The organism is Lacrimispora sphenoides (genome assembly GCF_900105215.1).
GTDB lineage: Bacteria > Bacillota > Clostridia > Lachnospirales > Lachnospiraceae > Lacrimispora > Lacrimispora sphenoides_A.
In genome coordinates, this window is sequence record NZ_FOIP01000001.1 from 113,424 (window position 1) to 136,743 (window position 23,320).

The 23,320-nt window shown below is 45.1% G+C and carries 22 protein-coding genes; 5 read left to right on the forward strand and 17 right to left on the reverse strand.

Translation table 11 applies throughout. From position 1 onward, the window contains the following. Positions 1 to 42: 42 nt before the first annotated feature. From BMW45_RS00550 to ssnA, 17 genes are all read right to left on the reverse strand, one after another. Positions 43 to 948, reverse strand: coding sequence for a TDT family transporter (locus BMW45_RS00550; protein ID WP_092240093.1), 906 nt, complete (start codon positions 946 to 948; stop codon positions 43 to 45). Continuing rightward, positions 941 to 1,441, reverse strand: coding sequence for a C-GCAxxG-C-C family protein (locus BMW45_RS00555; RefSeq protein WP_092240094.1), 501 nt, complete (start codon positions 1,439 to 1,441; stop codon positions 941 to 943). The genes BMW45_RS00550 and BMW45_RS00555 overlap by 8 nt, the downstream gene beginning before the upstream one ends. Positions 1,442 to 1,542: 101 nt before the next feature. Then, positions 1,543 to 2,472, reverse strand: coding sequence for a tocopherol cyclase family protein (locus BMW45_RS00560; RefSeq protein ID WP_092240095.1), 930 nt, complete (start codon positions 2,470 to 2,472; stop codon positions 1,543 to 1,545). A gap of 160 nt (positions 2,473 to 2,632) precedes the next feature. Next, a complete protein-coding gene (locus BMW45_RS00565; protein WP_092240096.1) occupies positions 2,633 to 4,312 on the reverse strand; it encodes an HD domain-containing phosphohydrolase in 1,680 nt (559 codons plus the stop codon). Between the two features lie 159 nt (positions 4,313 to 4,471). After that, a complete protein-coding gene (locus tag BMW45_RS00570; RefSeq protein ID WP_092240097.1) occupies positions 4,472 to 4,978 on the reverse strand; it encodes a flavin reductase family protein in 507 nt (168 codons plus the stop codon). 69 nt (positions 4,979 to 5,047) lie between these two features. Continuing rightward, the gene (locus BMW45_RS00575) at positions 5,048 to 5,623 is read right to left on the reverse strand and encodes a nucleotidyltransferase family protein (protein WP_092240098.1); all 576 of its coding nucleotides are present in this window, start codon (positions 5,621 to 5,623) and stop codon (positions 5,048 to 5,050) included. A gap of 22 nt (positions 5,624 to 5,645) precedes the next feature. After that, positions 5,646 to 6,458 carry a selenium-dependent molybdenum cofactor biosynthesis protein YqeB gene (gene yqeB, locus BMW45_RS00580; protein WP_092240099.1) on the reverse strand — a complete coding sequence of 271 codons (813 nt, stop codon included), beginning with the start codon at positions 6,456 to 6,458 and terminating at the stop codon, positions 5,646 to 5,648. A gap of 22 nt (positions 6,459 to 6,480) precedes the next feature. Further along, positions 6,481 to 6,972: a MogA/MoaB family molybdenum cofactor biosynthesis protein gene (locus BMW45_RS00585; RefSeq protein WP_092240100.1), complete on the reverse strand. Its 492-nt coding sequence runs from the start codon at positions 6,970 to 6,972 to the stop codon at positions 6,481 to 6,483. Further along, the gene (locus BMW45_RS00590) at positions 6,951 to 7,394 is read right to left on the reverse strand and encodes an MOSC domain-containing protein (RefSeq protein WP_092240101.1); all 444 of its coding nucleotides are present in this window, start codon (positions 7,392 to 7,394) and stop codon (positions 6,951 to 6,953) included. Before BMW45_RS00590 ends, BMW45_RS00585 begins: the two co-directional genes overlap by 22 nt. 4 nt (positions 7,395 to 7,398) lie before the next feature. Further along, positions 7,399 to 8,367 carry a GTP 3',8-cyclase MoaA gene (gene moaA / locus BMW45_RS00595; RefSeq protein ID WP_092240102.1) on the reverse strand — a complete coding sequence of 323 codons (969 nt, stop codon included), beginning with the start codon at positions 8,365 to 8,367 and terminating at the stop codon, positions 7,399 to 7,401. Further along, positions 8,364 to 8,864: a cyclic pyranopterin monophosphate synthase MoaC gene (moaC, locus tag BMW45_RS00600; protein WP_092240103.1), complete on the reverse strand. Its 501-nt coding sequence runs from the start codon at positions 8,862 to 8,864 to the stop codon at positions 8,364 to 8,366. Before moaC ends, moaA begins: the two co-directional genes overlap by 4 nt. Before the next feature lie 31 nt (positions 8,865 to 8,895). Further along, a complete protein-coding gene (locus BMW45_RS00605; protein WP_092240104.1) occupies positions 8,896 to 9,930 on the reverse strand; it encodes a molybdopterin-binding protein in 1,035 nt (344 codons plus the stop codon). A 134-nt stretch (positions 9,931 to 10,064) separates the two neighbouring features. Continuing rightward, entirely contained in the window at positions 10,065 to 10,424 is a 360-nt protein-coding gene (locus tag BMW45_RS00610) for a winged helix-turn-helix domain-containing protein (protein WP_092240105.1), read from the reverse strand. Between the two features lie 12 nt (positions 10,425 to 10,436). Further along, a complete protein-coding gene (gene yqeC, locus BMW45_RS00615) occupies positions 10,437 to 11,234 on the reverse strand; it encodes a selenium cofactor biosynthesis protein YqeC (protein WP_092240106.1) in 798 nt (265 codons plus the stop codon). After that, the gene (hydA, locus tag BMW45_RS00620; protein WP_092240107.1) at positions 11,234 to 12,610 is read right to left on the reverse strand and encodes a dihydropyrimidinase; all 1,377 of its coding nucleotides are present in this window, start codon (positions 12,608 to 12,610) and stop codon (positions 11,234 to 11,236) included. The genes yqeC and hydA overlap by 1 nt, the downstream gene beginning before the upstream one ends. Before the next feature lie 180 nt (positions 12,611 to 12,790). After that, complete coding sequence (gene ygfK / locus BMW45_RS00625; protein ID WP_092240108.1) at positions 12,791 to 15,781, reverse strand: putative selenate reductase subunit YgfK; 2,991 nt, start codon at positions 15,779 to 15,781, stop codon at positions 12,791 to 12,793. A 108-nt stretch (positions 15,782 to 15,889) separates the two neighbouring features. Further along, positions 15,890 to 17,224, reverse strand: a complete 1,335-nt coding sequence (ssnA, locus tag BMW45_RS00630; protein ID WP_054791408.1) for a putative aminohydrolase SsnA — start codon at positions 17,222 to 17,224, stop codon at positions 15,890 to 15,892. A 329-nt stretch (positions 17,225 to 17,553) separates the two neighbouring features. Between ssnA and BMW45_RS00635 the strand changes: the two genes are divergently transcribed. The 5 genes from BMW45_RS00635 to arcC all read left to right on the forward strand — a co-directional run bounded on the left by BMW45_RS00635 (position 17,554) and on the right by arcC (position 23,295). Then, complete coding sequence (locus tag BMW45_RS00635; RefSeq protein WP_029701504.1) at positions 17,554 to 18,198, forward strand: helix-turn-helix transcriptional regulator; 645 nt, start codon at positions 17,554 to 17,556, stop codon at positions 18,196 to 18,198. A gap of 34 nt (positions 18,199 to 18,232) precedes the next feature. Continuing rightward, entirely contained in the window at positions 18,233 to 19,438 is a 1,206-nt protein-coding gene (dpaL, locus tag BMW45_RS00640) for a diaminopropionate ammonia-lyase (protein ID WP_092240109.1), read from the forward strand. 118 nt (positions 19,439 to 19,556) lie between these two features. Further along, positions 19,557 to 20,867: a YgeY family selenium metabolism-linked hydrolase gene (locus BMW45_RS00645; protein ID WP_092240110.1), complete on the forward strand. Its 1,311-nt coding sequence runs from the start codon at positions 19,557 to 19,559 to the stop codon at positions 20,865 to 20,867. Positions 20,868 to 21,050: 183 nt separating this feature from the next. After that, on the forward strand, positions 21,051 to 22,244 hold the full coding sequence (ygeW, locus tag BMW45_RS00650; RefSeq protein ID WP_025231746.1) for a knotted carbamoyltransferase YgeW: 1,194 nt from the start codon (positions 21,051 to 21,053) through the stop codon (positions 22,242 to 22,244). A 109-nt stretch (positions 22,245 to 22,353) separates the two neighbouring features. Further along, on the forward strand, positions 22,354 to 23,295 hold the full coding sequence (arcC, locus tag BMW45_RS00655) for a carbamate kinase (protein WP_092240111.1): 942 nt from the start codon (positions 22,354 to 22,356) through the stop codon (positions 23,293 to 23,295). Positions 23,296 to 23,320: the final 25 nt, after the last annotated feature.

Below are 23,320 nucleotides of genomic sequence, written 5' to 3' on the forward strand. Positions count from 1 at the left end.
ATATCATGGAGACAAGAATCAAATGTCAATAACATTAGCTGCTTATCTGTTAAATAAAAACTTCATATAACGAATGAATACATAAAACACCAGACAGACTGCAATCACGGTTTCAGCAAGCACTATGACAGGTAAAATTCCTAAGGCATATCCCATTTTTGCCAGAAACGCTGTTGACATCTTCATTGCAATGGCACTGATCACCACCGGGAATGTAAAGGCAGCATAGCTTGGATAGAAAGGCAGCGCAAGAAACCTTGGCAGATAAACCAGCACAGTTATATATAATATTCCTGCCAATACCATGAGAAAGAAAACCATTGCCACGGATTTGGCTTCTACAGACTGAAGATATCCAGCCAGGCACAGGCTCACCGGAGCCGTATAGATGCAAAACAGCGGCCTTGCCGGTTCTGCAATTTCTTTGTATTTTACATACCGAGCCGTCACAAGAGCCAGTAAAATGAAGCACCAGATCAGGCCAAACCAGAAAATGCCGGTTCCTAGCTTTGTGCGACCAAATGCCGGAGCCGTCACACTGGCTGTCACAATTCCAACATAAACGATGTAATAGCTGGCAAATACGGTTTTCATATTCAGCTTGTAAAGAAAACGTGCCGTAAAATACAACATGAGCAGAACGTGCAGAGCAATTCCAAAATACCAGATATAGACTGCACTGCCTCCAATAAAGGGCTTTGCATAAGCAGATAACAGGATTACTGCCATGGAAAAGGTCCCTGATACGCTTGCCATCACCGGATTTTTCATATCCTCTTTTACCATATCAAAATGAAACACACATTTACACAAAAATAAAATCGCCAATACAGCGGAGAGGCTTCCGCATACCAGGCGGATGGATTCTGAATAGCTTTGAAGGAGATTTCCCAGGGCCGCAAACCCAAGGGAAAGCCCTGCCATGGGAATGGGAACCTTTTTAATCATGACATTCCTCCGCAGACTCTGTCTCATCGGTATTTGTAAGGCCGTATTCCCGCACCACGATCTCAGCCACTTTTTTAGCTACCATACCAGTGAAACGGATGCACTGTTCCTTGTGCTCTCCTTGTCCCATATCAAACTCTTTGGTCAGGATCCGGCAGCATAGTGCATTCTTCCCGTTGCTTTCCTTAAACCAGTCGTGAAGCTCTTTTGACACTTCTAAGTTCTTTTCCACCTTTGAATCTCCCTGCTTTGTCCGTCCAAAGAATATGCCAAGAGCCATCACTCCGCCGGAAACCGCCCCGCACAGACACTTGGAGCGTCCGATTCCAACAGGAAAGCCGGAAGCCATAGCTATGATTTCCTCCGGTAAATCCAGCTCAAAGTTAGATCTCATGGAACTTACGACTGCCTCCGAGCAAAAAAATCCCCCCCGAAACAGAGCTTCCGCATCATCTCCGATTTTCTTCACACTAACCGCCTGTTTCACATTCATCTCTTGTATCCTCCTGCATGTTTATTGATACTTATATTCTATTAAGATTTAAGGCTTACGTCCAATTCATAAACTCTATAAATAAGCCGTACTTATAGAAATTATCTATCAACATACTCGAAGCTTACATGGTCACTTGTTAAATCAAATATCAGTTCCTCCTCTTTATACAGCAAAAACCTTGCCAGCAATAAATGCTCCTCTTTTATAAAGCGCACCATCTTTCCCAGATCCGGAGCCAAAAGCCTGTGGGAAAACCCTGGTTTCTTTATCCTGTTCCGGTTCGTTAAAAATATTTTAAATGTGTATTGGCCCTGCTTTAATATGACCGCAGTTTCCCTTTTGCATACCACTTTAACTCCCAGATAGGTGGCAAGGCGGTATTCCTGTCCTTTATACTGGATGACACAGATACAGCCCTGAAAGCTGTGTCCGATAAAAGGAATGTGGGCAATGGAAACCATGACTGATGCCTCCTGTGAAAACCGGTTGCATTGAAGCCATAAATAATCCCTTGGAAAGGATCTGCCCCTGTCTCCCTCTATATATCCCTTTTCCCCGTCAAAATCCAGGACCTTTCCATTGACGGTAAGGCTTCCTTTCAGTGAGTGGGACATGCTGATGATCTCATGCCTGCATTCCATAAAGGGGATCCATTGGAAGGGACCCATGATGGTATATTCGATGGGACTTAAGGAGCCGTAACGGATCATTCCCTGAATAGAAATATCCTTTGACTGGATATCCACCTTAACGCCGGTCAGAGAAAAGATATTATTTCCAAGAATGATCCTTTTTCTCTTTCTGTCAACCAGATAATCTTCCTCTTCAAAGTCCAGAGAATAAGAGTTTTCATTCCATATGATCTGCAAAAACGGGTGCTTCACTCCCTTTTCGTCTGCACTATGGCCGGGTATAAAGGCTAAGACCGTATCTGCATTCTGATGTTTAAAATACCAGCCCTGAAAAAACGCATGTCTTAATCTGGCCATTCTGGTTTTTATGATTTTATTAAGATCTTTCATCTCCATGATGGATCTCGTCCCTTTCTTTCATCATTGCTGATTCTAAACATAGGGTTTCCAAATATCAGGAAACATAGTCAGAAAAAGTATGTTTTATATTTTATGGAACTAAACAGAAAATGGCCCGTCCATTTCCGGGACGAGCCTTCTTAAAATTCTCTTTATTCTAAACGCTGACTTTTACGTCATAAACGACCTTATCGATAAATACATGGACATATTCCCTGCAAAACTGCGTACCGGCTCCCTTAATCAGCTCACTGATCGCATATTCCTTGGGTAATGCCTGGCGGTAGCTTCTTTCACTGATCATGGCATCGTATGCATCTGCAATGGCAATGATCCTGGACTGGACCGGTATTTCATTCCCCTTAAGCCCCTTTGGATAGCCATTTCCATCCCACCGTTCATGATGTGCCAGAACGTAATCCGCCATCTCTGACAGCTCATTGACCGAGCTTAAAATGCGGTATCCGATTTCCGGGTGCTTTTTAATTTCTGCCCACTCCTGTTCCACCAGTTTTCCATTTTTATTCAATATCCCTTCTTCAATTGCCACCTTGCCGATATCATGGAGCAATCCAACTGTCTTTAACTCTTTAACTTCATCTTCCTGCAGTCCGAGGGCTGTCCCCATCTTTTCACACAACTCTGATACGCGGAAGGAATGCTGTTCTTCCCTCGGATTTTTCTCATGAAGGGCCGCCATAACCGTATATATGGTCTTTCCCCTTATTCCCGTACTTACCAGCAGCTTTTTCTTATACATATAATCCTCAGCTTTTCTGAGCACTTCTAATATGGATTCTTCCTCCCTGTATTTTACACTGTATCCAAAGGAAACGGAAAGAGTGATCTTATTAACGGCTTCATGTTTTGTCCGTTCATTGATCCTGCCGATCAATTCTTTAATTTCCACGATATCGGTATTGGGAGACAGTATGATGAATTCATCGCCTCCCAGACGGCTTATGATGTCTTTTTCCCTGAAGCCCTCTCTTAATACTTCGGCCACTTTTTGAATATAGATATCTCCCGCTGTGTGTCCAAAGGAATCGTTCATAAGCTTTAACCCATTGATATCAGCCATGGTAATAATTAACGGATAATAGCTCCGGGAATTCAACCGCAGCAGCTGTTCTTCAAAAAATCTCCGGTTGTATAATCCAGTCAGCTGATCATGATAGCTTAAATAATGCAGCCGTTCCTCCGCCTGCTTGCTTTTGGTAATGTCATTTAAGATAATGGCCACCTGGTTTTCCTTTGGGCGGGACACCAGGACCTGGTAGTAATAATATGTATTCTTCTGAAACCGTTCGTAGCTGGTTGATTCTCCTGTTTTAATGGTCCGGATCAGCTTTTCCAAGTTTTCCGGCAACACATCTTCATGTATTTCGAAAAAATATTTTCCTATTATCTCTTCTTTCTTTAATCCGGTCAGTATCTCATAGCTGTGATTAGAGTCCACCAGCCTGTACTTAAATATATCTTCGCCGGAGGCCCCCTCATACAATGCCATGCCTAACTGCATCTCGTTTATGACAGCCTTATATTTCTCTTCGCTTACCCTTAACTTTTGGTCAGCCTGTTCCACCTTCCTTAAAAGATTGGAAATTAAAAAGTAGAGAACCGAGGCGGTAAACAAAACATACACCATTCCCTTATAAGTATGAATCACCATCTTTACTGAAGGATTGTAAACGAGCCGGTTCACTATTCTGTCGGAAAAATAAACCCAGACAAAACCAAAAATCAAATACATGAAGCAGATTTTAATTCTTTCCTGTTTTAAAGGATCTCTTTTTCGCTTAAAATCACCCATTTTGCCCATTAACCATTTAATCATACTACTCCCCCTTCAAATGGTATTATACACTATTTTAATACCATAAGAAACATTTTACTACTTTTTTCATCTTAATAATGACCAGGCATAACAAAAAAAGAAGGGCAAGCGGCACCCTCCTTTTTATAGCTTTAACAGTATTTTATTTACCAAATCAGCCTATTCATCTGTCTTTAATACTTTTACAATTTCTCCTATGATCGTATCATGGTAATCTTTTTGCGGATAATTTTGCTTATCAATGGTTTGATCAAAAAAACCATTGGGATCGATCCTCTGCTTATAAAGCTTGCGGCAGATAAGGACCAGTCTTGCTTCTGAAAAATAAGGCGCCTCTGCATCAAAAACAGGAGTAAGTCCAGTCTCTTTCTCCTTATCCACGTCACGTCCGGAATGGGCGCCGCAGTAATTTAAAGCGGATCTGCAATTATCACCGAAAAAGCTAAGGGCGTAATACTCGTTCTGGTCAATAAATTCCAGGGTATATCTCTGGGGACGGAGCACAATGGTGGATACGCTCTTATTCCACATGATTCCAAGCCCTCCCCAGCTGGCTGTCATCATATTATACTTTTCCTCACTGCCGGCGGATATCAGCATCCACTCTTTTCCTATCATTGTAAATGGATCCATGGTTACTTGTTTTAGATCAACTGGTTTTAACATGTTAATACCTCCATACTTTTAATATTTGTTCATTATATTCTCATATTATATAACAAATTTATCTGAAGATCAGGATTCGGAATTTTTCCGCACATCAATATCCACCAGTTCCAGGCCATCCGGTACCTCGTGAAGGTACAAATCTTCAATATGTCTCCGGATAACCCGCTTTCCTCCCACATCTCCCTCTAATTTCAGAAGCTCCTTTAAATAGTTTCTGGAAAAGATGGCCGGGTTTCCCAAAGCACCCATGTTACACAGACATCCGATTCCCTTTCCGCTGTTTTTCCAGCCATTCACCAGATCTCTTATGGTAGCCGCCTTTAAATATGGCTGGTCGCAGACCGCAAAGCAATAATCTGTTTCTTCATTTTTAAGCACTTCCAGCGCCAGATGAATGGAATGGGAGATACCGAGGCTGCTTTCCTCGTTTACCACTATCTCATAGCCATAATTGTTCAAGCATTCCATGATTTCCTGGTACTGGGTAACAACCACTTTCCTGTCAAAGATGCCGTCCGGAAGCTTTTCCACTTCCTCTAAAATGTATTGGTACATGGGTTTCCCCTTGAATTCATGAAGCAGCTTATTGCCGTTAAATCTGCGGCTGTCACCTGCTGCCAGAAGGATTAGTGCCAGTTTCATGCCATCAAACCTCCTCTTTTTATTACTTTTCTGTTTTATCCGCCGCCCCTTTTTTCTTCTTCATGCTTAAAATCGCCTCCAGGACGCCCCCTCCGATGGAGGACGCCTTGTCTGAGATCGTGTAGCAGTTTTGGGCGTTTCCCCTGGGATCAACATCACCTGACTTCATTCCCTTTGTCACTGTTACACCATCCTGAAGCAGCCCTCTGACAACGCCTCCCACCTGTGCATATATGGGAGCATCGCCTGAATAGCCCACCAGGCCGCCTTCTTCTACCAGATCGCCGATCATGACCTGGCCTTTAAAGGTTCCGTCCGCCGTTGCACGGATAATCCGTTCTTTATCATAACCGCCGATCATTCCTGGAACTCCCGTGTTGGGAAACGCGCTTCCTTCCCAGATACAGCGGCCCAGGTTATGGCCTCTTTTTGTCTCCACCACCACATGGCAGTCAAGTCCTGCCGTAAACCCGGGGCCAACACCTACTACCACATCTGCGTCCGTTATCCTGGTTCCAAGATTCTTTTTGGCAATAATAGCATCTACCACTACATCCGGCTTCCAGGTTTCCCGGATTTTGCATTCCTCATCGACCACAACCGCAACCTGATCCCCTGCTATGGCCTCATGGATTTCCTCCAGGCTGTGACATAATACTCCGGTGACATCCTCCACCATTGCCTTTCCCTCATAGACTGCCCTTGAAAAGGCCACCGTCCGCCGCACTGTGGTGGGAACGGCGATATCCGTCATAACCAGTTCAAAGCCGCAGCGCTGCAGCCGGCATCCAATGCCTGATGCCAGATCACCGGCTCCTTTTATTAGTACCTTCATTATTATCTCCTGATCTTTTGGTTTATTTTCTGGCGCATTCTCCGCCCCTGCCCGACAGGATTTCCAGACCATGGAAAAGAGTATCCAGAATATATTCCAGACTCTCTCTCACCGCCTTAGGACTTCCCGGAAGGTTGATGATAAGGGTCGATCCCCGGATGACGCTGGCGCCCCTGCTTAACATGGCCCGCTTGGTCACAGTCATGCTGTAAGCCCGTATGGCCTCGGCAATTCCCGGTGCATTGCGGTCCGCAACAGCAAGAGTGGCCTCCGGGGTCACATCCCTGGGAGAAAAGCCGGTCCCACCGGTGGTCAGAACCAGATCGCATTCCACCTCATCGCTTAAGCGCATGAGTTCCTCTTTTAAGTCCTCTCCTTCATCGGCAAGGAGCTTATAGCTGACCACTTCAAAGCCTGCATTCTCCAATATCTCTCTTATGACTGCGCCGCTTACATCTTCCCGTTCTCCGGCAGCCCCTTTATCACTTAAGGTTACGATTCCAGCTCGGTACATACTGTGATTTCATCCCCTTCCTTCATGAGTCCTCCATGGAGAACCCTTGTAAAGATTCCGTTTGTCGGCATGATGCATTCTCCCATTTTCTTGTATATCTCACAATGGCTGTGACATTCCTTTCCTATCTGTGTCACCTCCAAAAGGATATCCCCGCACGATAACCTGGTGCCGACAGGAAGATGAATGAGGTCAATTCCCTGGACAATGACATTTTCCCCAAAGGCTCCGTTTCCGATCTCTGCGCCTCTGGCCTTAAAGTCCTCTATGGTATCAAAGGATAACAGGCTTACCTGCCGGTGCCATTTGCCTGCATGAGCATCCCCTTCTATCCCGAATTCTTCTATAAAATGCCCTTCATCCACTCTGGTTTTCTGGGTTCCCTTTTTTTCACTGATACAGACAGCCATTACCTTTCCCATCTGCTTATCCTCCTATCTGGTTCATGTTTAGGCCTGTTTCTCCCTGGTCTTCCTCAAAATGATGGCTCTCCGGTTTGTTCCGGATACTTTCATTCATTAAATCGAAAAGACCGTCATCAGAAATTCCTTCCCGTAAAGGCCCTTTTAAATCCACTCCTGCGGGACTGTCCAGGCAGAGCTTTAAAAATCCGTCAGATGTCAGTCTTACCCGGTTGCAGTTATGGCAGAATTTGTGACTGACAGCACTGATAAAACCGATAAAACCGGTTTCATCTCCCCAAGTATAATAAACGGCAGGACCGTTGCCTTTCACCTCGCGGCTTTCCTTAAGCTCTCCAAAGGCCTCTGACAGAATCCCTGCCAAGTCATCATTTTCCAGTGCTTTGTAATTTTTCCCCTGACCAATGGGCATCATTTCGATAAAACGGACCGGGATCCTGCGTTCCATGGAAAAACGTGCAAAGGCCAGTACCTCTTCCTTTGTTAAGTCCTCCATGACCGCACAGTTTATTTTTACCTTGAGCCCTGCTGCCAATGCGCTGTCAATTCCTTCCATAACGGATTCAAAACAGTCTCTTCTTGTGATCCTGGCAAACCGCCGGGGATCCAGAGTATCCAGGCTTACATTGACACTTGATAAGCCCGCAGCTTTTAGCTCTGCTGACTTTTCCTTTAACAGGCAGCCATTGGTGGTCATGGTCACATCTTCAATTCCCGGGATTTCCGCCAATTCTTTGATCAGGACTTCTATGCCCTTTCTCACCAAAGGCTCCCCACCGGTTACCTTTACCTTACGGATTCCAAGGCGGGCGCCGGCCTCACAGATTCTTACGATTTCCTGATAGGTGAGGATGTCCTCATGACGAAGAGGGGCTATCCCCTCCTCCGGCATGCAGTAGAGACACCTTAAATTGCACCGGTCTGTAACAGATATCCGTATATAATCAATGGTTCTGTTGCAGCTGTCTTTCATAATCCGCTCCCCCTGCCGCCTGAGTACTTTTCATAAAGTCCGCTTTTCCCGCCATCCTTTTTCAAAAGGCAGATATCACTGATCATCATCCCCCGGTCCATGGCTTTACACATATCATATATGGTGAGCAGCGCTATGTTCACCCCTGTCAGAGCTTCCATCTCCACGCCCGTCTTTCCCTGGGTTTTCACCGTACAAAACGCCTCTACAGAAAGCCGCTCCTCATGAAGTACAAAGTCCACCGCGCATTTTGTAAGCATCAGTCCATGACACAAAGGGATCAGTTCAGAAGTTCTTTTCGCTCCCATGATACCAGCCACCCTGGCCACTCCCAGAACATCGCCCTTTTTCGCGGTACCAAGGGAAATGGCTTCAAAAACCTCATGATTGACCGTAATAAACCCATGGGCAACGGCAATCCGGTCTGTCTCCGCCTTTTCTCCAACATCTACCATGCGGGCATTTCCCTGTTCATCAAAATGTGTCAGTCCATTCATATTTTCGTTCAACCTTTCCTTCTGTAGTGCTTTACCAGCCCTTTCCGAAGCCGCAGTTTGGATAATAGCATACGTCGCAGGAGAGACAGAGCCCTCCTTTTCCCAGCTTATCAAGGTCTTCCTTTGTTACCGGATCATCCGCCATGAGCCTTGGGAGCACCAGATCAAATACGGTCCTCTTGGAATACATGACACATCCGGGAAGTCCGGCTATGGGAATATTTTTCCCATCCTGCCTGTAGTAGGAAAGTAAGAACATGGCTCCCGGAAGCACCGGAGCGCCGTAGGATATCACCTCTGCACCTGTGTTACGGATAGCAAGCGGAGTCTTGTCATCCGGGTCAACGCTCATGCCTCCGCTAACAAGCACCATGTCAGCCCCCTGACGGATAAGGTCAAAAATTGCATCCGTCGTATGCTCCGGCTTATCATCGGTGATTGTCTGACCAAGAATCTGGCCGCCCAGTTCTTCCACCTTTGCTTTTAATACAGGTCCAAAGGAATCCTTTATTCTGCCATGGTATACTTCGCTTCCTGTGGTTACGATTCCCACCTTTTTATCCAGGTAGGGCAGCACGGCAAAGATCTTTTTACCCGCGCAAACTTCTCTGGCCTCTTCCATCTTTTCCTTATCAATGACAAGGGGAATGATCCTTGTCCCGCACAGCTTGTCCCCAGGCTCCACGGGAGTGTTAGGATGTCTGGAAGCAATCATCATATTCCCTAAGCTGTTTATTTTATCTAAAAGTCCGGTATCTATCTTTAATAAGCCCCGGACGGTTGATTTCAATTCAATTTTACCTTCCTTTACCTCACTGCGGTCCATATGGTCACCCAGGCAAAGGCTGCACAGGATTTCAGCAGCTTCATTTTCATGGTAAAGGGAATCATCCTTTTCCCAAACATAAATATGTTCTTTTCCCATAGACAGCAGCACCGGAATATCCTCCTCTGTCACCACATGCCCTTTTCTGAATCTTGCATCTTTTATAACTCCAGGTATGATCTGAGTCATATCATGGCAGAGAACCTGTCCTACCGCATCTACTGTCTTGATTTCCTTCATCTTCCCTCTCCTTTCGTTCTTGGCATAATTTACTTATTAGCGCAGGCGCAGCGCGGCTGAGCTTAGAAAATTAATGTTATTCTCAAGTAAGAATATCCATCTTTGCAGAATTTTTTTCATATCCGTTCATTATATCATCCGGGAAAATATTTGTAAAATAATTCTTCCACTGCAGCTTCTGCTTCCTTTGCAAAAGCCAGATACAGGTTTAAGAATTTTTCACCCTCATCGGTTAAAACGGTGGTTCCCCCATTTTCCCCACCTCTTCTTCCTTCCATCAATGAAAGTCCCAGATCCTCTTCTGCTTTGTTAATAATCTTCCACGCTTTCGAATATGCCATATGCAGTTCCTGGCAGGCAGCCGAAAGGGACCCCCTCTCCCTTACAAGCTTCATTAAAGCTGCCACTCCAGGACCGAAGTTGCGCTCTTCATAGTAAACGCGGAGCTTTAAATGATACTTAAGCTTTCTTTCCTCTTTTTTTATTTCTTCCATTTCAATCCTTTTCTACGATGTAAAGAAACTGGTCATCACACAGCGCCCGGCCCATTCTTCTCCCAGGCACTCCATGACACGGACCCCATCGGACAGCCTGTTTTCATTATCAGCTTTATTTAACAAAATCCGGTATTCCATGGATTCCGCTCCCTTTCTGGTTCCCTGGCTGCTTACAAGAATTCTGGCTGCCTGGGCCGGCATAATTAGCTCTTTTTCCGTCTTCCAGCCAAATACGGCCTCCGCAAGTTCCCACCGGAAGCATGTCTCTTCCCATGGGCTACCAATGGCATCCAGACCGGCGCAGCCAATCACCCCATGGGTCCCTTTTAAAAGAACAGGTTCCCCTTCCCTTGGGATCTTCAGAGGCAGACGTTTTGCTCCGTCTGCCTCTACAAGAAGCACATCGGAAAGGCCTGAAAGCTGCTCCATTTCCAGGAGATCCATGCCTTTTAATTTTCCATGAAGTGCAGTCTGCCCTGTTACCAGAACCTGGCCTGTATGGCCGGAATACCATTCTTTCCTGTCTTTTAAGTAATCTTTTACGGTTTCAGCCCGGTCCGCCAGCACTACTTCCCGGTCCTCAGGATAGAAGATATGGGTACTGGTGGTGACTATCACCCGTTTTCCCCTGGCCGCCAGTTCATCGGCCAGGGAAAACATGGTGGTCGTCTTACCGCCTCCGCCGGTTAAGCAAATGACCATATGATCCTTAAGAGGAAATCCCAGGGCTTCCCACAGGGAATCTCTTTTTACCACGGCCGTCTTTTCTCCACAGGCATTTAAGGTATAGACTTTCTTTAATCCCATTAATACAGCTCCATACGTCTCTTTCTGGGAACATAAGAGCCGGTTTTCTCCAATACCACCTGACCGTCTTTTGCAGCCAGGCGGCCATTTAAGAATACAAGCTCAGCTTTTCCCTTGACAGAGGTTCCTTCAAAAGGACAATAATCCACATTTGCCACCTGGTTTTCTACAGACATCGTCCACTGGACTTCCGGATCCCACACGACGATATCCCCATCGCTTCCGGGAGCAATGGCCCCTTTCTGGGGATAAACACCGTAAAGCTTTGCCGGATTCTCTGACAGCACACTGCACATCTGCTCCAGTTTTAAGTTATGTTCCAGCACACCGAAGCTGTAGATGAGGACAGGACGGGATTCCACTCCCGGCATTCCGTTAGGAATCTTTATAAAATCTTCTTTTCCCACCGCCTTCTGGCTGGTGGTGAAGCTGCAGTGATCTGTTGCAATAGTCTGGATATGATTCTTAAGAAGGGCATTCCACAGTCTGGTGCTGTCCTTTTCTTTCTTAATGGTAGGAGAAATCACATACTTGCTTCCCTCAAAACCGGGAAGGTCATAAACACTCTCATCAAGAAGCAGGTACTGGGGACAAGTCTCCAGATAAATCTCCTGGCCCCGTTCCCTTGCATATTTTACTTCCTGATAACCTTCACCGGAACTTAGGTGGACAATGATCACCGGAGCATCTGCAAGACCTGCGATTTTTAACAGCCTGCCAATGGCTTCTGCCTCTACTGCAGCCGGTCTGGTTTTTTTATGGGAGCTGACGGACAAATTGCCTTTTGCTTTCTCTTCTTCCACCAGTGCTTCTATGAGTCCCATATTTTCACAATGGATACCGGCAATTCCGCCGACTTCCTTCAGCCGCTTCAGTACCTGATAGATTTTCTTATCATTTAAGTACATCTCATCATAAGTCATGTATAGCTTAAAGGAGGTTACGCCGCCTGCAACAATTTCTTCCAGTTCCTTGCTGATAGAAGGGTTCCAGTCGGAGATCGCCAGGTGAAAACCATAATCACAGGATGCGTTTCCATCTGCTTTCTTATGCCAGTTTTCCAGCGCCTTTTCCAGGGTCTCTCCCTGATACTGGGTGGCAAAATCAATGATCATCGTAGTTCCGCCTGACAAAGCTGCCTTTGTTCCCGTTTCAAAATTATCTGCCGTAACGGTACCTGCCACATGAAGATCAAAATGCGTATGTGCATCGATGAAGCCCGGGAACAAAAGCTTTCCCGTTACATCAATAACCTCCGCTTCTTCAGCCTGGATACCTGCTTCCACTGCCTGGATCTTTCCCTCATCCATAAGGACATCCGCCTGGATTATGCCGCTTCCTGATACTACAGTTCCACCCTTTAATAGCGTCTTCATAAAATATCTACATCCTTTCTTTCAGCTGTATCGGCCATTCTTTTGGCCTGCTTTTCATTTTTTGTATTGGCTGCAGTCATTTTCAAAGCTTGAAAGGCGCAGGGAGAAACTCATTCTCCGACTGCGCCGATTCATTACCAATACAACTACATATTCTTTTTGCTTCTTTCGGGACTTTTTTTATCCTAAGATATAGTCATAGTCACTGCAGACAGTTTCCATAACTTTTCTAAGTCCTTCCGGAATCACGCTGTCCTTTTCACCGGCTTTCCAATTGAGAATATTGCCAAGGTAACGTACTTTGCAGGCTGCTGCTTCTTTATCTAATACAACAAAGCCCTCATTTTTGCTGTTTTCCATGTCAGCTTCATTGGCGAATAAGGTAAACTTATCCAGGTAAGGAGCACTGTCATATGGACAGAAGCTCTTACAGTTTCCGCACTCATTGCACATATAGTCCACATGGACAATCTGGTGCATGGACAGGCCTGGAATATTCAGCGCCAGGTTTGCACGGTTTGGACAGACCTCAGCACAGTTTTCGCAAACGTTGGAGCAGCCAAGGCATCTTGCATCTTCTACCTTATAATCCTTTGTTCCTTCAAGGATACCGCGCTTGTCATAAATCTTATCTAAGTTATCTACGGTGTCATCAAAGTCCACCGCAGCCTTCTTGCCTAAAATCGCTTCTGCAGCCACACGTGCATCTCTCATAGCCTCTACTACTGTAGCCGGTCCAAAGAGTCCGTCGCCTACCACATAAACTCCTGCAGCGCTGGTTTCTAACGTTTCCTCGTTTACAAGGACTTTGCCGCGGTTGCTTACGTTAATGCCGTTTGCTTCATAGAATTCTGCGGGAACCTGCTCGCCTACTGCAGCGATTACTGTATCTGCAGGAATCTCTACAGTTTCTTCTGTTTCTACAATACCTCTTCTGCCGGTAGCATCGGTATCACCAAGCTTCATCACTTTGCAGAGGAGTTTACCGTTTTTAAGCTCTACCGGAGACAGCAGTTCCTTGAATTCCACGCCGTCTTCCAGTGCCATCTCTAATTCTTCCTCATCTGCAGGCATATAGCGCTTGGTTCTACGGTAAACAAGGTAGGAGTGTTCCACGCCGTCTGTTCTCTTTACCGCTCTGGCTGTATCCATGGCAGTATTGCCGCCGCCGATGACTACTACATTTTTACCGATGTTTAATTTTCCGTCGGTCTCCTTAAACTGAGCCAGGAAATCTAAAGCATTTATGGTCTCTCCTGCTTCAAGCTTTAACACGCCTGGTTTTGACGCGCCTGTTGCAAGGATAATATAATCAAATCCTTCCTTCTTTAAGGCTTCTAAATCTGTCACTTCAGCATTGAATCTTACTTCAGCGCCATATGCCAGAGACAGGGCTGCATCCTTGTCAATCGCCTCATCCGGAATACGGAATCCAGGGATCACATGTTTTACCACGCCTCCTAAGCTGCCGCTCTTTTCAAAGATAGTTGCAGGCATTCCGTTCTTTGTCAGGAAATAAGCTGCTGCAAGACCAGCCGGGCCGCCGCCTACTACTGCTGTCTTTTTGCCCTTCAGTTCGCCTGCTTTGAGTTCCTTCATGAAGGCATCATAGCCGCCTTCTGCACAGACCAGCTTAACTCCGCGGATATTTACCGGATCTTCATAATAGTTCCTGTTACACTTGCTCATACAGTTATGGGCACAGATGGTCCCTGTTATGAATGGAAGCGGATTCTTCTCTGCGATTACCTTCATCGCATCCTCATATTTGCCTGCACCGGAAAGCTGTAAATAGGTGGTGATATCCTGATGAATGGGGCAGCCTTCCTTACATGGAGCCACATAACAGTCAATAAGGGGAACGCTCTTAGGCATCTTCCTGATAGGAAGTGGTTTTACTGCCTTTTTGTGATGAGGATCATGAATTGAATCTGCTGCCAGCTTCGCAGTCTTTTCCGGATCAACTCCTGCAAACTCCACCTGGCCGCCTTCTAACTTCTCTGCGATCTGGTAAAGTCTCTGATAGCCGCCTGGCTTTAAAAGAGTGGTTGCCACGGTTACAGGCCAGATTCCTGCATCTACTATTGCCTTGATGTTGTGGTAATCTGCACCGCCTGAGAAGGAAATTCTTAACTTTCCGTCAAATTCCTTTGCCAGTCTGGCTGCCAGAGTAATGGAAAGAGGATATAAAGACTTTCCGGACATATACATCTCTTCGCTTGGAAGCTCTTTATTTTTTACATCAACCGGGAAGGTATTGGTAATCTTAACACCGAATTCTAAGTTCTTTTTCCCAGCCAAAGCCATAAGAGTCTTTAACATGGGAATTGCATCCTCGTACTGTAAGTCATCAAGGAAGTGGAAATCGCCAAATGATACATAATCATATCCCATATCATCCATGGTCTTTCTGGCAAATTCATATCCAAGAAGAGTAGGGTTGCACTTAATGAAGGTATTCAGTCCCTTTTCCTCGATCAGGTAAGTAGCAATTCTCTGAATCTCCTGAGGAGGACATCCGTGAAGAGTGGAAAGGGTTACGGAATTGCAGATTTCGGAAGGAATGCTCTCGATATCTTCCCTGGTCACGTTCTTAAACTGATCTAAATGATCGAAAAGATATTTTATGCAATCCTTAAACATCTCTGTATCTTTTGCTTCCTTCATGTTATCGATAAAGGAGTTCACCTTCGGGGATTTAATTCCTTCAAGATCATATCCAACGCTCATGTTGAACTGGAAGCCATCCATTGCTCCAAGGCCGTATTCTTTGGCAATGATGTGAAGCAGGATCCATGCCTTGATGTATTCGTCCTGAGCCTGTGGAACATAAAGTTCTGTAGACCACTCACAGTTATAGCACTCGTCATCTGCCTTAATACATGGTTTGCTTACAGGCAGATCTTCTCCGTCTAAGAGCTGAACAGTCTTTAATTCAAAGAAACGGCTTCCGGCATAGTAGGAAGCTACAATATTCTGTGTAAGCTGGGTATGAGGGCCGGCTGCCGGTCCCATAGGTGTCTCCAAATTACGTCCGAATATTTTGCGGTTGTTTTTCTCGTCTGCTTTATAAGGTCTGTAGACACCAAAAACAGTATCATTCTTTTCTTGTTCTTTTACGATCCAGTCCACTAACTGCCCAAATGGCATCGGGGTCATTCTATCTCCCATGTTTTACCTCCTGTAACGGGGTTGTCCGCTTTATCTCCCCAGACAACCCTCAGTGAATATTCTATATTTATTTATATTACTCTTTTTTTTAATTTTATGAAAGTAATATTATCTGGAATTTATTCGGTTTGCAAGTTCAGCTGCTGCCTGTCTGCAGTCTGCCATCACCTTTTCTTCATCAATGGCTGTAAGGATACGATCCTTCATCAGCACTTTTCCGTTGCCTACTGTGGTTACCACGCTGCGTCCTGTCATTCCGAAAAGGATATGGCTGTTGCAGTTATCCCCATTCATTGGTGTTAACGGAATATAGTCGGTAACGATCACGTCTGCTGCCGCGCCCTCTTTTAATACGCCCAATGGCTTCTTAAAGTAACGTCCTGCAATCTTTGCATTTCCTTCAAACAGCATCTTCGGAACTTCGCCCCATGCTGCATTGGGATCGCATAAATGATGCTTGTGCAGAACATTGGCCACTTTATAGGATTCTGTCATGTCGTGAGTATAACCATCAGTTCCAAGACCTGTTAAGATTCCTCTGTGAACCAGTTCCATGGTTGGCGGGCATCCGCATGCATTGCCCATGTTGGATTCCGGATTGTGAACTACCATGGTATCCGTATCCTTAATCAGCTGCATCTCATGAGGATTGATATAGATGCAGTGTCCAAGTAGGGTCTTTTCTCCCAGGATATTGCAGTCCATGAGACGGTCTACGATTCGTTTGCCGTATTTCTTTAAGCAGTCATGAAGATCTTCGATCCCCTCTGCCACATGGATGTGATAACCAACACCTTCAGGCTTGTGGGAAGCTGCAAGCTCCATGGTCTCATCAGAAATGGTGAACTGGGCATGCATACCCATCATTCCTGCAATCATGTCACTGTCATCTGCCAAAGCGTGCTTAATAAATGCTTCGTTCTCAAGAACTGCTTCTTTTGCCTTCTCTTTGCCGTCTCTGTCAGAAACCTCATAGCACAGACAGGAACGGACACCGGTCTCTTTTGCAGCCTCTTCGATCTTAAACAGAGAATCTGTAATATGGCCGAAGCTTGCGTGATGGTCAAAGGTTGTCGTCACACCGTTCTTAATGGAATCGATGTAAGTCGCCATGGCGCTTAACCGTGTTTCTTCTAAAGTGAGGTTGCGGTCAATGGTCCACCACATTCCGTCAAGGATCTCTAAGAATCCGTGAGGATCATATCCATTGATGCTTAAGCCTCGGGCAAAAGAGCTGTAAATATGTTCGTGGGCATTAATAAAGGCTGGCATGATAACTCCGCCCTTTGCGTCGATGTACTCCGCATCCGGGTATGCTTTCTTCATATCTTCTGTGGTTCCAACTTTGCGGATCACGTTCCCCTCCATTGCAACTGCACCGTTCTCAAAAAACGGATTCCCGGGGTCTCTTGTAATCATTCTTCCATTACCGATAATCAGCATGTTTCCATCTCCTTTTTTCCATTTTTTAATCATAATTTAGGTTAAACCTTAAAATATTCAACTGTACAAACCTCACATAAGAACCGATCCTATGCCTGTACTCAATTTTTGCAATCTGCTTATACTCACTCCTATAATTCGACATTTTCTATACAGATTACACCATAAATCCCTCACTAGGTACAGTGTATCATTTCATATAAAGAAATGCAAGTGAAAAAACAAAAAAATTTTAGCGAACCTAAAAAATTTTTAGAAAACCACTTGTAATTTTAATTTTTTATGCTATGATGAGTGTATAAGATGTTCCGATGAGGGGAGGGCAAACGATGGATACAAAGCTTGAACTGTTAACGCAAATCGCTAGTGGAATTGCTACTCATTTTGGTAACAACTGTGAGGTAGTTATCCACGACATTAGGAAAGAAGATATAGAGAGTTCCATTGTCTATATTGAGAACGGCCAGGTAAGCAACAGAAAGCTGGGGGATGGTCCCTCTGAAATCGTTCTTGAAACATTAAAAAAGAACCCGGATCTTTTAAAAGACCGCTTATCCTATTTAACAAGAACCGATGACGGCAGGATCCTAAAATCCAGCACCATGTATATAAGAGGCAAAAATAATACCATTGATTACATTCTGGCTCTTAATTATGATATCACAGGACTTCTTACCATAGACAATTCCTTAAAATCTCTTCTCTCCACCTCGGAAACAGGAGACGATGAGAAGCAGCCAAAAAGAATCACCCATAATGTGAATGATTTACTTGACGCACTGATCGAACAGTCTGTTGCCTTGGTTGGCAAACCGGTCGCTCTTATGAGCAAAGATGACAAAGTTGCGGCAATCCAGTATTTAAATGATGCCGGTGCTTTCCTTATTACTAGATCGGGCGACAAGGTTTCCAATTATTTTGGCATATCCAAATTCACTTTATACAGTTATATGGATACAAATAAAGAAAAGTAATATATTAATGTAGAAAAAAGGAGAATGAAAAATCATGAAACCAATCCAATGGGTTGTAAACACAATGCCAAAGACCGATGATAAAAATTTACCGGTTATGGCTACTGATGAAATCAAGAAGGCAAGAGTTTTCCACGAAAGCTTTCCTCAGTACAGTAAGACTCCTCTTGTAAAGCTGGATCACATGGCAGATTTTTTAGGCCTTGGCCAGATTTACATGAAAGACGAATCTTACCGGTTCGGCTTAAATGCATTTAAGGTATTAGGCGGATCCTTTGCTATTGCAAAGTACATTGCAAAGCAGACTGGAAAAGATGTTTCCGATCTTCCCTACAGCGTCCTCACATCTGACGCATTAAGAGAAGAGTTTGGCCAGGCAACCTTCTTCACCGCTACCGACGGTAATCACGGACGTGGTGTTGCATGGGCTGCAAACCGGTTAGGCCAGAAATCCGTAGTTTATATGCCAAAGGGCTCCACGATCACCCGTTTCAACAATATTAAAGCAGAAGGCGCTACTGTTACCATTGAAGAAGTCAACTATGACGAATGTGTCCGCATGGCTGCAGATGCTGCTTCTAAAACAAAGAACGGCGTTGTGGTACAGGATACTGCCTGGGATGGTTACGAAGAGATTCCTGCCTGGATCATGCAGGGCTACGGAACCATGGCACTGGAAGCGAATGAGCAGCTTGAGGAAAACGGCTGCGACAGACCGACCCATGTATTTGTTCAGGCTGGTGTAGGTTCTCTTGCAGGAGCTGTTCAGGGATATTTTGCAAACCGCTATCCAGAGAATCCTCCTAAGGTAGTTGTTGTGGAAGCTGATGTGGCTGACTGCCTCTATAAGGGTGCAAAAGCCGGCGACGGAGATATCCGCATCGTAGACGGCGATATGCAGACCATTATGGCCGGCCTTGCCTGCGGAGAGCCAAACACGATTTCCTGGGATATTTTAAAGAATCACGTAGATACCTTTGTATCTGCTCCTGACTGGGTAGCTGCCCAGGGCATGAGAATGCTTGCCGCTCCTATCAAAGGCGATGCACCGGTAACTTCCGGCGAATCAGGCGCTGCTCCTTTCGGAGTTCTTGCCTGCATCATGCTTCTTGATGAATACAAGGAGTTAAAAGAGCATTTAGGACTTAATAAGGATTCAAAAGTTCTCCTCTTCTCTACTGAGGGTGACACCGATCCAGAGCGTTATAAAGCAATTGTCTGGGACGGAAAAGAACGTTAGGCATAATTTTCTTAGTGAAGGCAAACGCAGTGCGGACTGAACTTAGAAAATTAGCCGTTCGATGAGCAAAAGGCGAATCGAACTTCTTAAATAAATTATAAATATGGAGGACAAAAACATGGATTACAACAAAATCAAAGAAGCAGCAAAAAATTATGAAGCCGACATGACAAAATTCTTACGGGAAATCGTTAAATTCCCAGGCGAGAGCTGTGATGAAAAGGCTCACATCGACCGCATCGCAGAAGAAATGCGGAAGCTGGATTTCGACAAAGTAGAAATCGACGGCATGGGCAACGTATTAGGTTATATGGGAACCGGCAAGACTTTAATCGGTTTTGACGCTCACATTGATACCGTTGGTATAGGAAACAAGAGCAACTGGACATTTGATCCATACGAAGGCTACGAGAATGATACAGAAATCGGCGGCCGCGGCGTATCCGATCAGTGCGGTGGTATCGTATCTGCTGTTTACGGTGCAAAAATCATGAAGGACTTAGGTCTTTTAAATGACAAATACACCGTTTTAGTTACCGGTACTGTTCAGGAAGAAGACTGTGACGGTCTTTGCTGGCAGTATATCATCAACGAAGGCAAGGTTCGTCCGGAATTCGTTGTTTCCACAGAGCCAACTGACGGCGGTATCTACCGCGGACAGAGAGGCCGTATGGAAATCCGTATTGACGTAAAGGGTATCTCCTGCCATGGTTCCGCACCAGAGCGCGGTGACAACGCAATCTACAAGATGGCTGATATTCTTCAGAACGTTCGCTCTCTTAACGAGAACGATGCTGCTGATGACAAGGAAATCAAAGGCCTTGTAAAGATGCTTGACGAGAAGTACAACAAAGAGTGGAAAGAAGCAAACTTCTTAGGCCGCGGTACTGTTACTGCTTCCGAGATCTTCTTCACCTCCCCAAGCCGTTGTGCAGTTGCTGACTCCTGTTCCGTATCCTTAGACCGTCGTATGACTGCAGGCGAAACATGGGAAAGCTGTCTGGAAGAGATCCGCAATCTTCCAAACGTTAAGAAATACGGCAATGACGTTACTGTTACCATGTACGAATATGCCCGTCCTTCCTATACTGGACTTACTTATCCGATCGAGTGCTACTTCCCAACCTGGGTTATTCCAGAGGATCATGATGTTACCAAGGCACTGGAAGATGCTTACAAGAACCTTTACGGTGATGCAAGAATCGGTGCAGAAGAAACTGTTGCTATGAGAACTGCCCGTCCTCTTACCGACAAGTGGACCTTCTCTACAAACGGCGTTTCCATCATGGGCCGTAACGGAATCCCATGCATCGGCTTTGGACCTGGTGCAGAAGCTCAGGCTCATGCTCCTAACGAGAAGACCTGGAAACAGGATCTGGTTACCTGTGCAGCTGTATATGCAGCACTTCCAACCGCTTATTGCAAATAATTTAACCAAGCCATTATCAACTATTTTACCATAATTCTGGCAGCAGGCCTTTTGGGCCTGCCGCCACTCCTAACAATCATTTTTGCAATCTGCCGATCATTCCTTCCCCAATCAATGCCTGGCAGACTGCATGAAGGATAGATAACAATAAAACAAGATAATATTCAGGAGGCTAACTACAATATGAAAACCTTACAGGATTACATTGACAAACTGAATTCCTTAAACTTTAAGGAGATGTATGAGAATGACTTCTTCTTAACATGGGAAAAGAGCGACGACGAGCTGGAAGCTGTCTGGACCGTTGCTGATGCTCTCCGCTTTATGAGAGAAAACAACATTTCCACAAAAGTATTCGAGAGCGGCCTTGGAATTTCTTTATTCCGCGACAACTCTACACGTACCCGTTTCTCCTTCGCTTCCGCATGTAACTTACTTGGTCTGGAAGTTCAGGATTTAGACGAGGGCAAATCTCAGGTAGCTCACGGCGAGACCGTTCGTGAAACAGCTAACATGGTTTCCTTCATGGCAGATGTTATCGGTATCCGCGATGATATGTATATCGGCAAAGGAAATACCTATATGCATGAATTTATGGACGCTGTTACCCAGGGTAATAAAGACGGCATCTTAGAGCAGAGACCAACCTTAGTAAACTTACAGTGCGACATTGACCATCCAACTCAGAGTATGGCTGATATGCTTCACATTATCCATGAGATGGGCGGCATCGAGAACTTAAAGGGCAAAAAGCTGGCTATGACATGGGCTTACTCTCCTTCCTACGGAAAGCCATTATCCGTTCCTCAGGGAATCATCGGCTTAATGACACGTATGGGTATGGAAGTTGTTTTAGCTCATCCGGAAGGCTATGAAGTTATGCCTGAAGTTGTTGAAGTTGCAAAGAAGAACGCTGAGAAATCCGGCGGTACCTTCCGTGTATCCAACGATATGGCTGACGCATTCAAGGATGCTGACGTTGTATATCCAAAGAGCTGGGCTCCATTCGCAGCTATGGAAAAGAGAACCAACCTTTATGGTGAAGGCGATACAGACGGCATCAAGGCTCTTGAGAAAGAATTACTGGCTCAGAACGCTAGCCACAAAGACTGGTGCTGTACAGAAGAGCTTATGAAGACCACAAAAGATGGCAAGGCTCTTTACATGCACTGCTTACCAGCTGACATCAACGATGTAAGCTGCAAGGACGGTGAAGTTGTAGCTTCCGTATTCGATCGTTACCGCGATCCATTATACAAAGAAGCAAGCTACAAGCCATATGTAATCGCAGCTATGATCTTCTTAAGCAAATTTGAGAATCCACAGGAAATCTTAAAGAAGCTGGAATCTGGCAAAACACCAAGAATTTTCGAATAATTTCACATCGGGGCAGCTGCCCCATATTTAAGAATATTAGGCGCACCTGCAGCCTACCAATGGATACGGGTGTGCCTTTTAAATAATTCTTAACTAAGAGGATAACTAAATGGAAAAGAAGAAAAGAATTGTTATTGCGTTAGGCGGCAATGCTTTAGGTAATACTTTATCAGAGCAGATGGCTGCAGTAAAGATCACGTCAAAAGCAATCGTTGATTTGATCGAAGAAGGCTGTGAAGTAGTGGTGGTTCACGGCAACGGCCCACAGGTGGGTATGATTAACAACGCAATGAGCGCTTTAACACGGGAAGATCCCAAACAGCCAAACACTCCTCTTTCCGTCTGTGTAGCCATGAGCCAGGCCTATATCGGCTATGACTTACAGAATGCTTTAAGAGAAGAGCTGGTAAACAGGAACATCAGTAACATTCCTGTAACCACCATGATCACACAGGTTCGTGTGGATGAAAACGATCCTGCTTTCAACTCTCCCAGCAAGCCAATCGGTCACTTTATGACTGCAGAAGAAGCGAAACTGGCTGAGGAAAAGTACGGATACATCACAAAAGAAGATGCCGGACGTGGATACCGTCGTGTGGTAGCTTCTCCAAGCCCTTCAGAAATTATTGAAATCGGCGCAATCCGCTCCCTTGTGGAAGCAGGACAGCTGGTTATTGCCTGCGGCGGCGGCATTCCCGTTACCCTTCAGGGAAATCATTTAAAAGGCGCAAGCGCAGTTATTGACAAAGATTTTGCAAGTGAATTGCTGGCAGAGGAACTGGATGCAGACTTCTTAATCATCCTCACAGCAGTTGAGAAAGTAGCAATAAACTTCGGTAAACCGGAAGAGAAATGGTTGGACGATATCACAACAGACGATGCCCGCAAGTATATTGGAGAAGGACACTTCGCTCCTGGCTCCATGCTGCCAAAGGTTCAGGCTGCCGTGAAATTTGCAGATTCCAAGGAAGGGCGTAAAGCGCTCATTACCTTGCTTGAGAAAGCAAAAGATGGAATCTTAGAGAAGACCGGAACTCACATTCATAAGTAAAATTATGAATTTTTTTATTATAATA

Bases quoted from the DNA above. Each gene is read 5' to 3' on its own strand.
- BMW45_RS00550 (WP_092240093.1), bottom strand. From the start codon at position 948: ATGATTAAAAAGGTTCCCATTCCCATGGCAGGGCTTTCCCTTGGGTTT.
- BMW45_RS00555 (WP_092240094.1), bottom strand. From the start codon at position 1,441: ATGAATGTGAAACAGGCGGTTAGTGTGAAGAAAATCGGAGATGATGCG.
- BMW45_RS00560 (WP_092240095.1), bottom strand. From the start codon at position 2,472: ATGGAGATGAAAGATCTTAATAAAATCATAAAAACCAGAATGGCCAGA.
- BMW45_RS00565 (WP_092240096.1), bottom strand. From the start codon at position 4,312: ATGATTAAATGGTTAATGGGCAAAATGGGTGATTTTAAGCGAAAAAGA.
- BMW45_RS00570 (WP_092240097.1), bottom strand. From the start codon at position 4,978: ATGTTAAAACCAGTTGATCTAAAACAAGTAACCATGGATCCATTTACA.
- BMW45_RS00575 (WP_092240098.1), bottom strand. From the start codon at position 5,623: ATGAAACTGGCACTAATCCTTCTGGCAGCAGGTGACAGCCGCAGATTT.
- yqeB (WP_092240099.1), bottom strand. From the start codon at position 6,458: ATGAAGGTACTAATAAAAGGAGCCGGTGATCTGGCATCAGGCATTGGA.
- BMW45_RS00585 (WP_092240100.1), bottom strand. From the start codon at position 6,972: ATGTACCGAGCTGGAATCGTAACCTTAAGTGATAAAGGGGCTGCCGGA.
- BMW45_RS00590 (WP_092240101.1), bottom strand. From the start codon at position 7,394: ATGGGAAAGGTAATGGCTGTCTGTATCAGTGAAAAAAAGGGAACCCAG.
- moaA (WP_092240102.1), bottom strand. From the start codon at position 8,367: ATGAAAGACAGCTGCAACAGAACCATTGATTATATACGGATATCTGTT.
- moaC (WP_092240103.1), bottom strand. From the start codon at position 8,864: ATGAATGGACTGACACATTTTGATGAACAGGGAAATGCCCGCATGGTA.
- BMW45_RS00605 (WP_092240104.1), bottom strand. From the start codon at position 9,930: ATGAAGGAAATCAAGACAGTAGATGCGGTAGGACAGGTTCTCTGCCAT.
- BMW45_RS00610 (WP_092240105.1), bottom strand. From the start codon at position 10,424: ATGGAAGAAATAAAAAAAGAGGAAAGAAAGCTTAAGTATCATTTAAAG.
- yqeC (WP_092240106.1), bottom strand. From the start codon at position 11,234: ATGGGATTAAAGAAAGTCTATACCTTAAATGCCTGTGGAGAAAAGACG.
- hydA (WP_092240107.1), bottom strand. From the start codon at position 12,610: ATGAAGACGCTATTAAAGGGTGGAACTGTAGTATCAGGAAGCGGCATA.
- ygfK (WP_092240108.1), bottom strand. From the start codon at position 15,781: ATGGGAGATAGAATGACCCCGATGCCATTTGGGCAGTTAGTGGACTGG.
- ssnA (WP_054791408.1), bottom strand. From the start codon at position 17,224: ATGCTGATTATCGGTAATGGAAGAATGATTACAAGAGACCCCGGGAAT.
- BMW45_RS00635 (WP_029701504.1), top strand. From the start codon at position 17,554: ATGGATACAAAGCTTGAACTGTTAACGCAAATCGCTAGTGGAATTGCT.
- dpaL (WP_092240109.1), top strand. From the start codon at position 18,233: ATGAAACCAATCCAATGGGTTGTAAACACAATGCCAAAGACCGATGAT.
- BMW45_RS00645 (WP_092240110.1), top strand. From the start codon at position 19,557: ATGGATTACAACAAAATCAAAGAAGCAGCAAAAAATTATGAAGCCGAC.
- ygeW (WP_025231746.1), top strand. From the start codon at position 21,051: ATGAAAACCTTACAGGATTACATTGACAAACTGAATTCCTTAAACTTT.
- arcC (WP_092240111.1), top strand. From the start codon at position 22,354: ATGGAAAAGAAGAAAAGAATTGTTATTGCGTTAGGCGGCAATGCTTTA.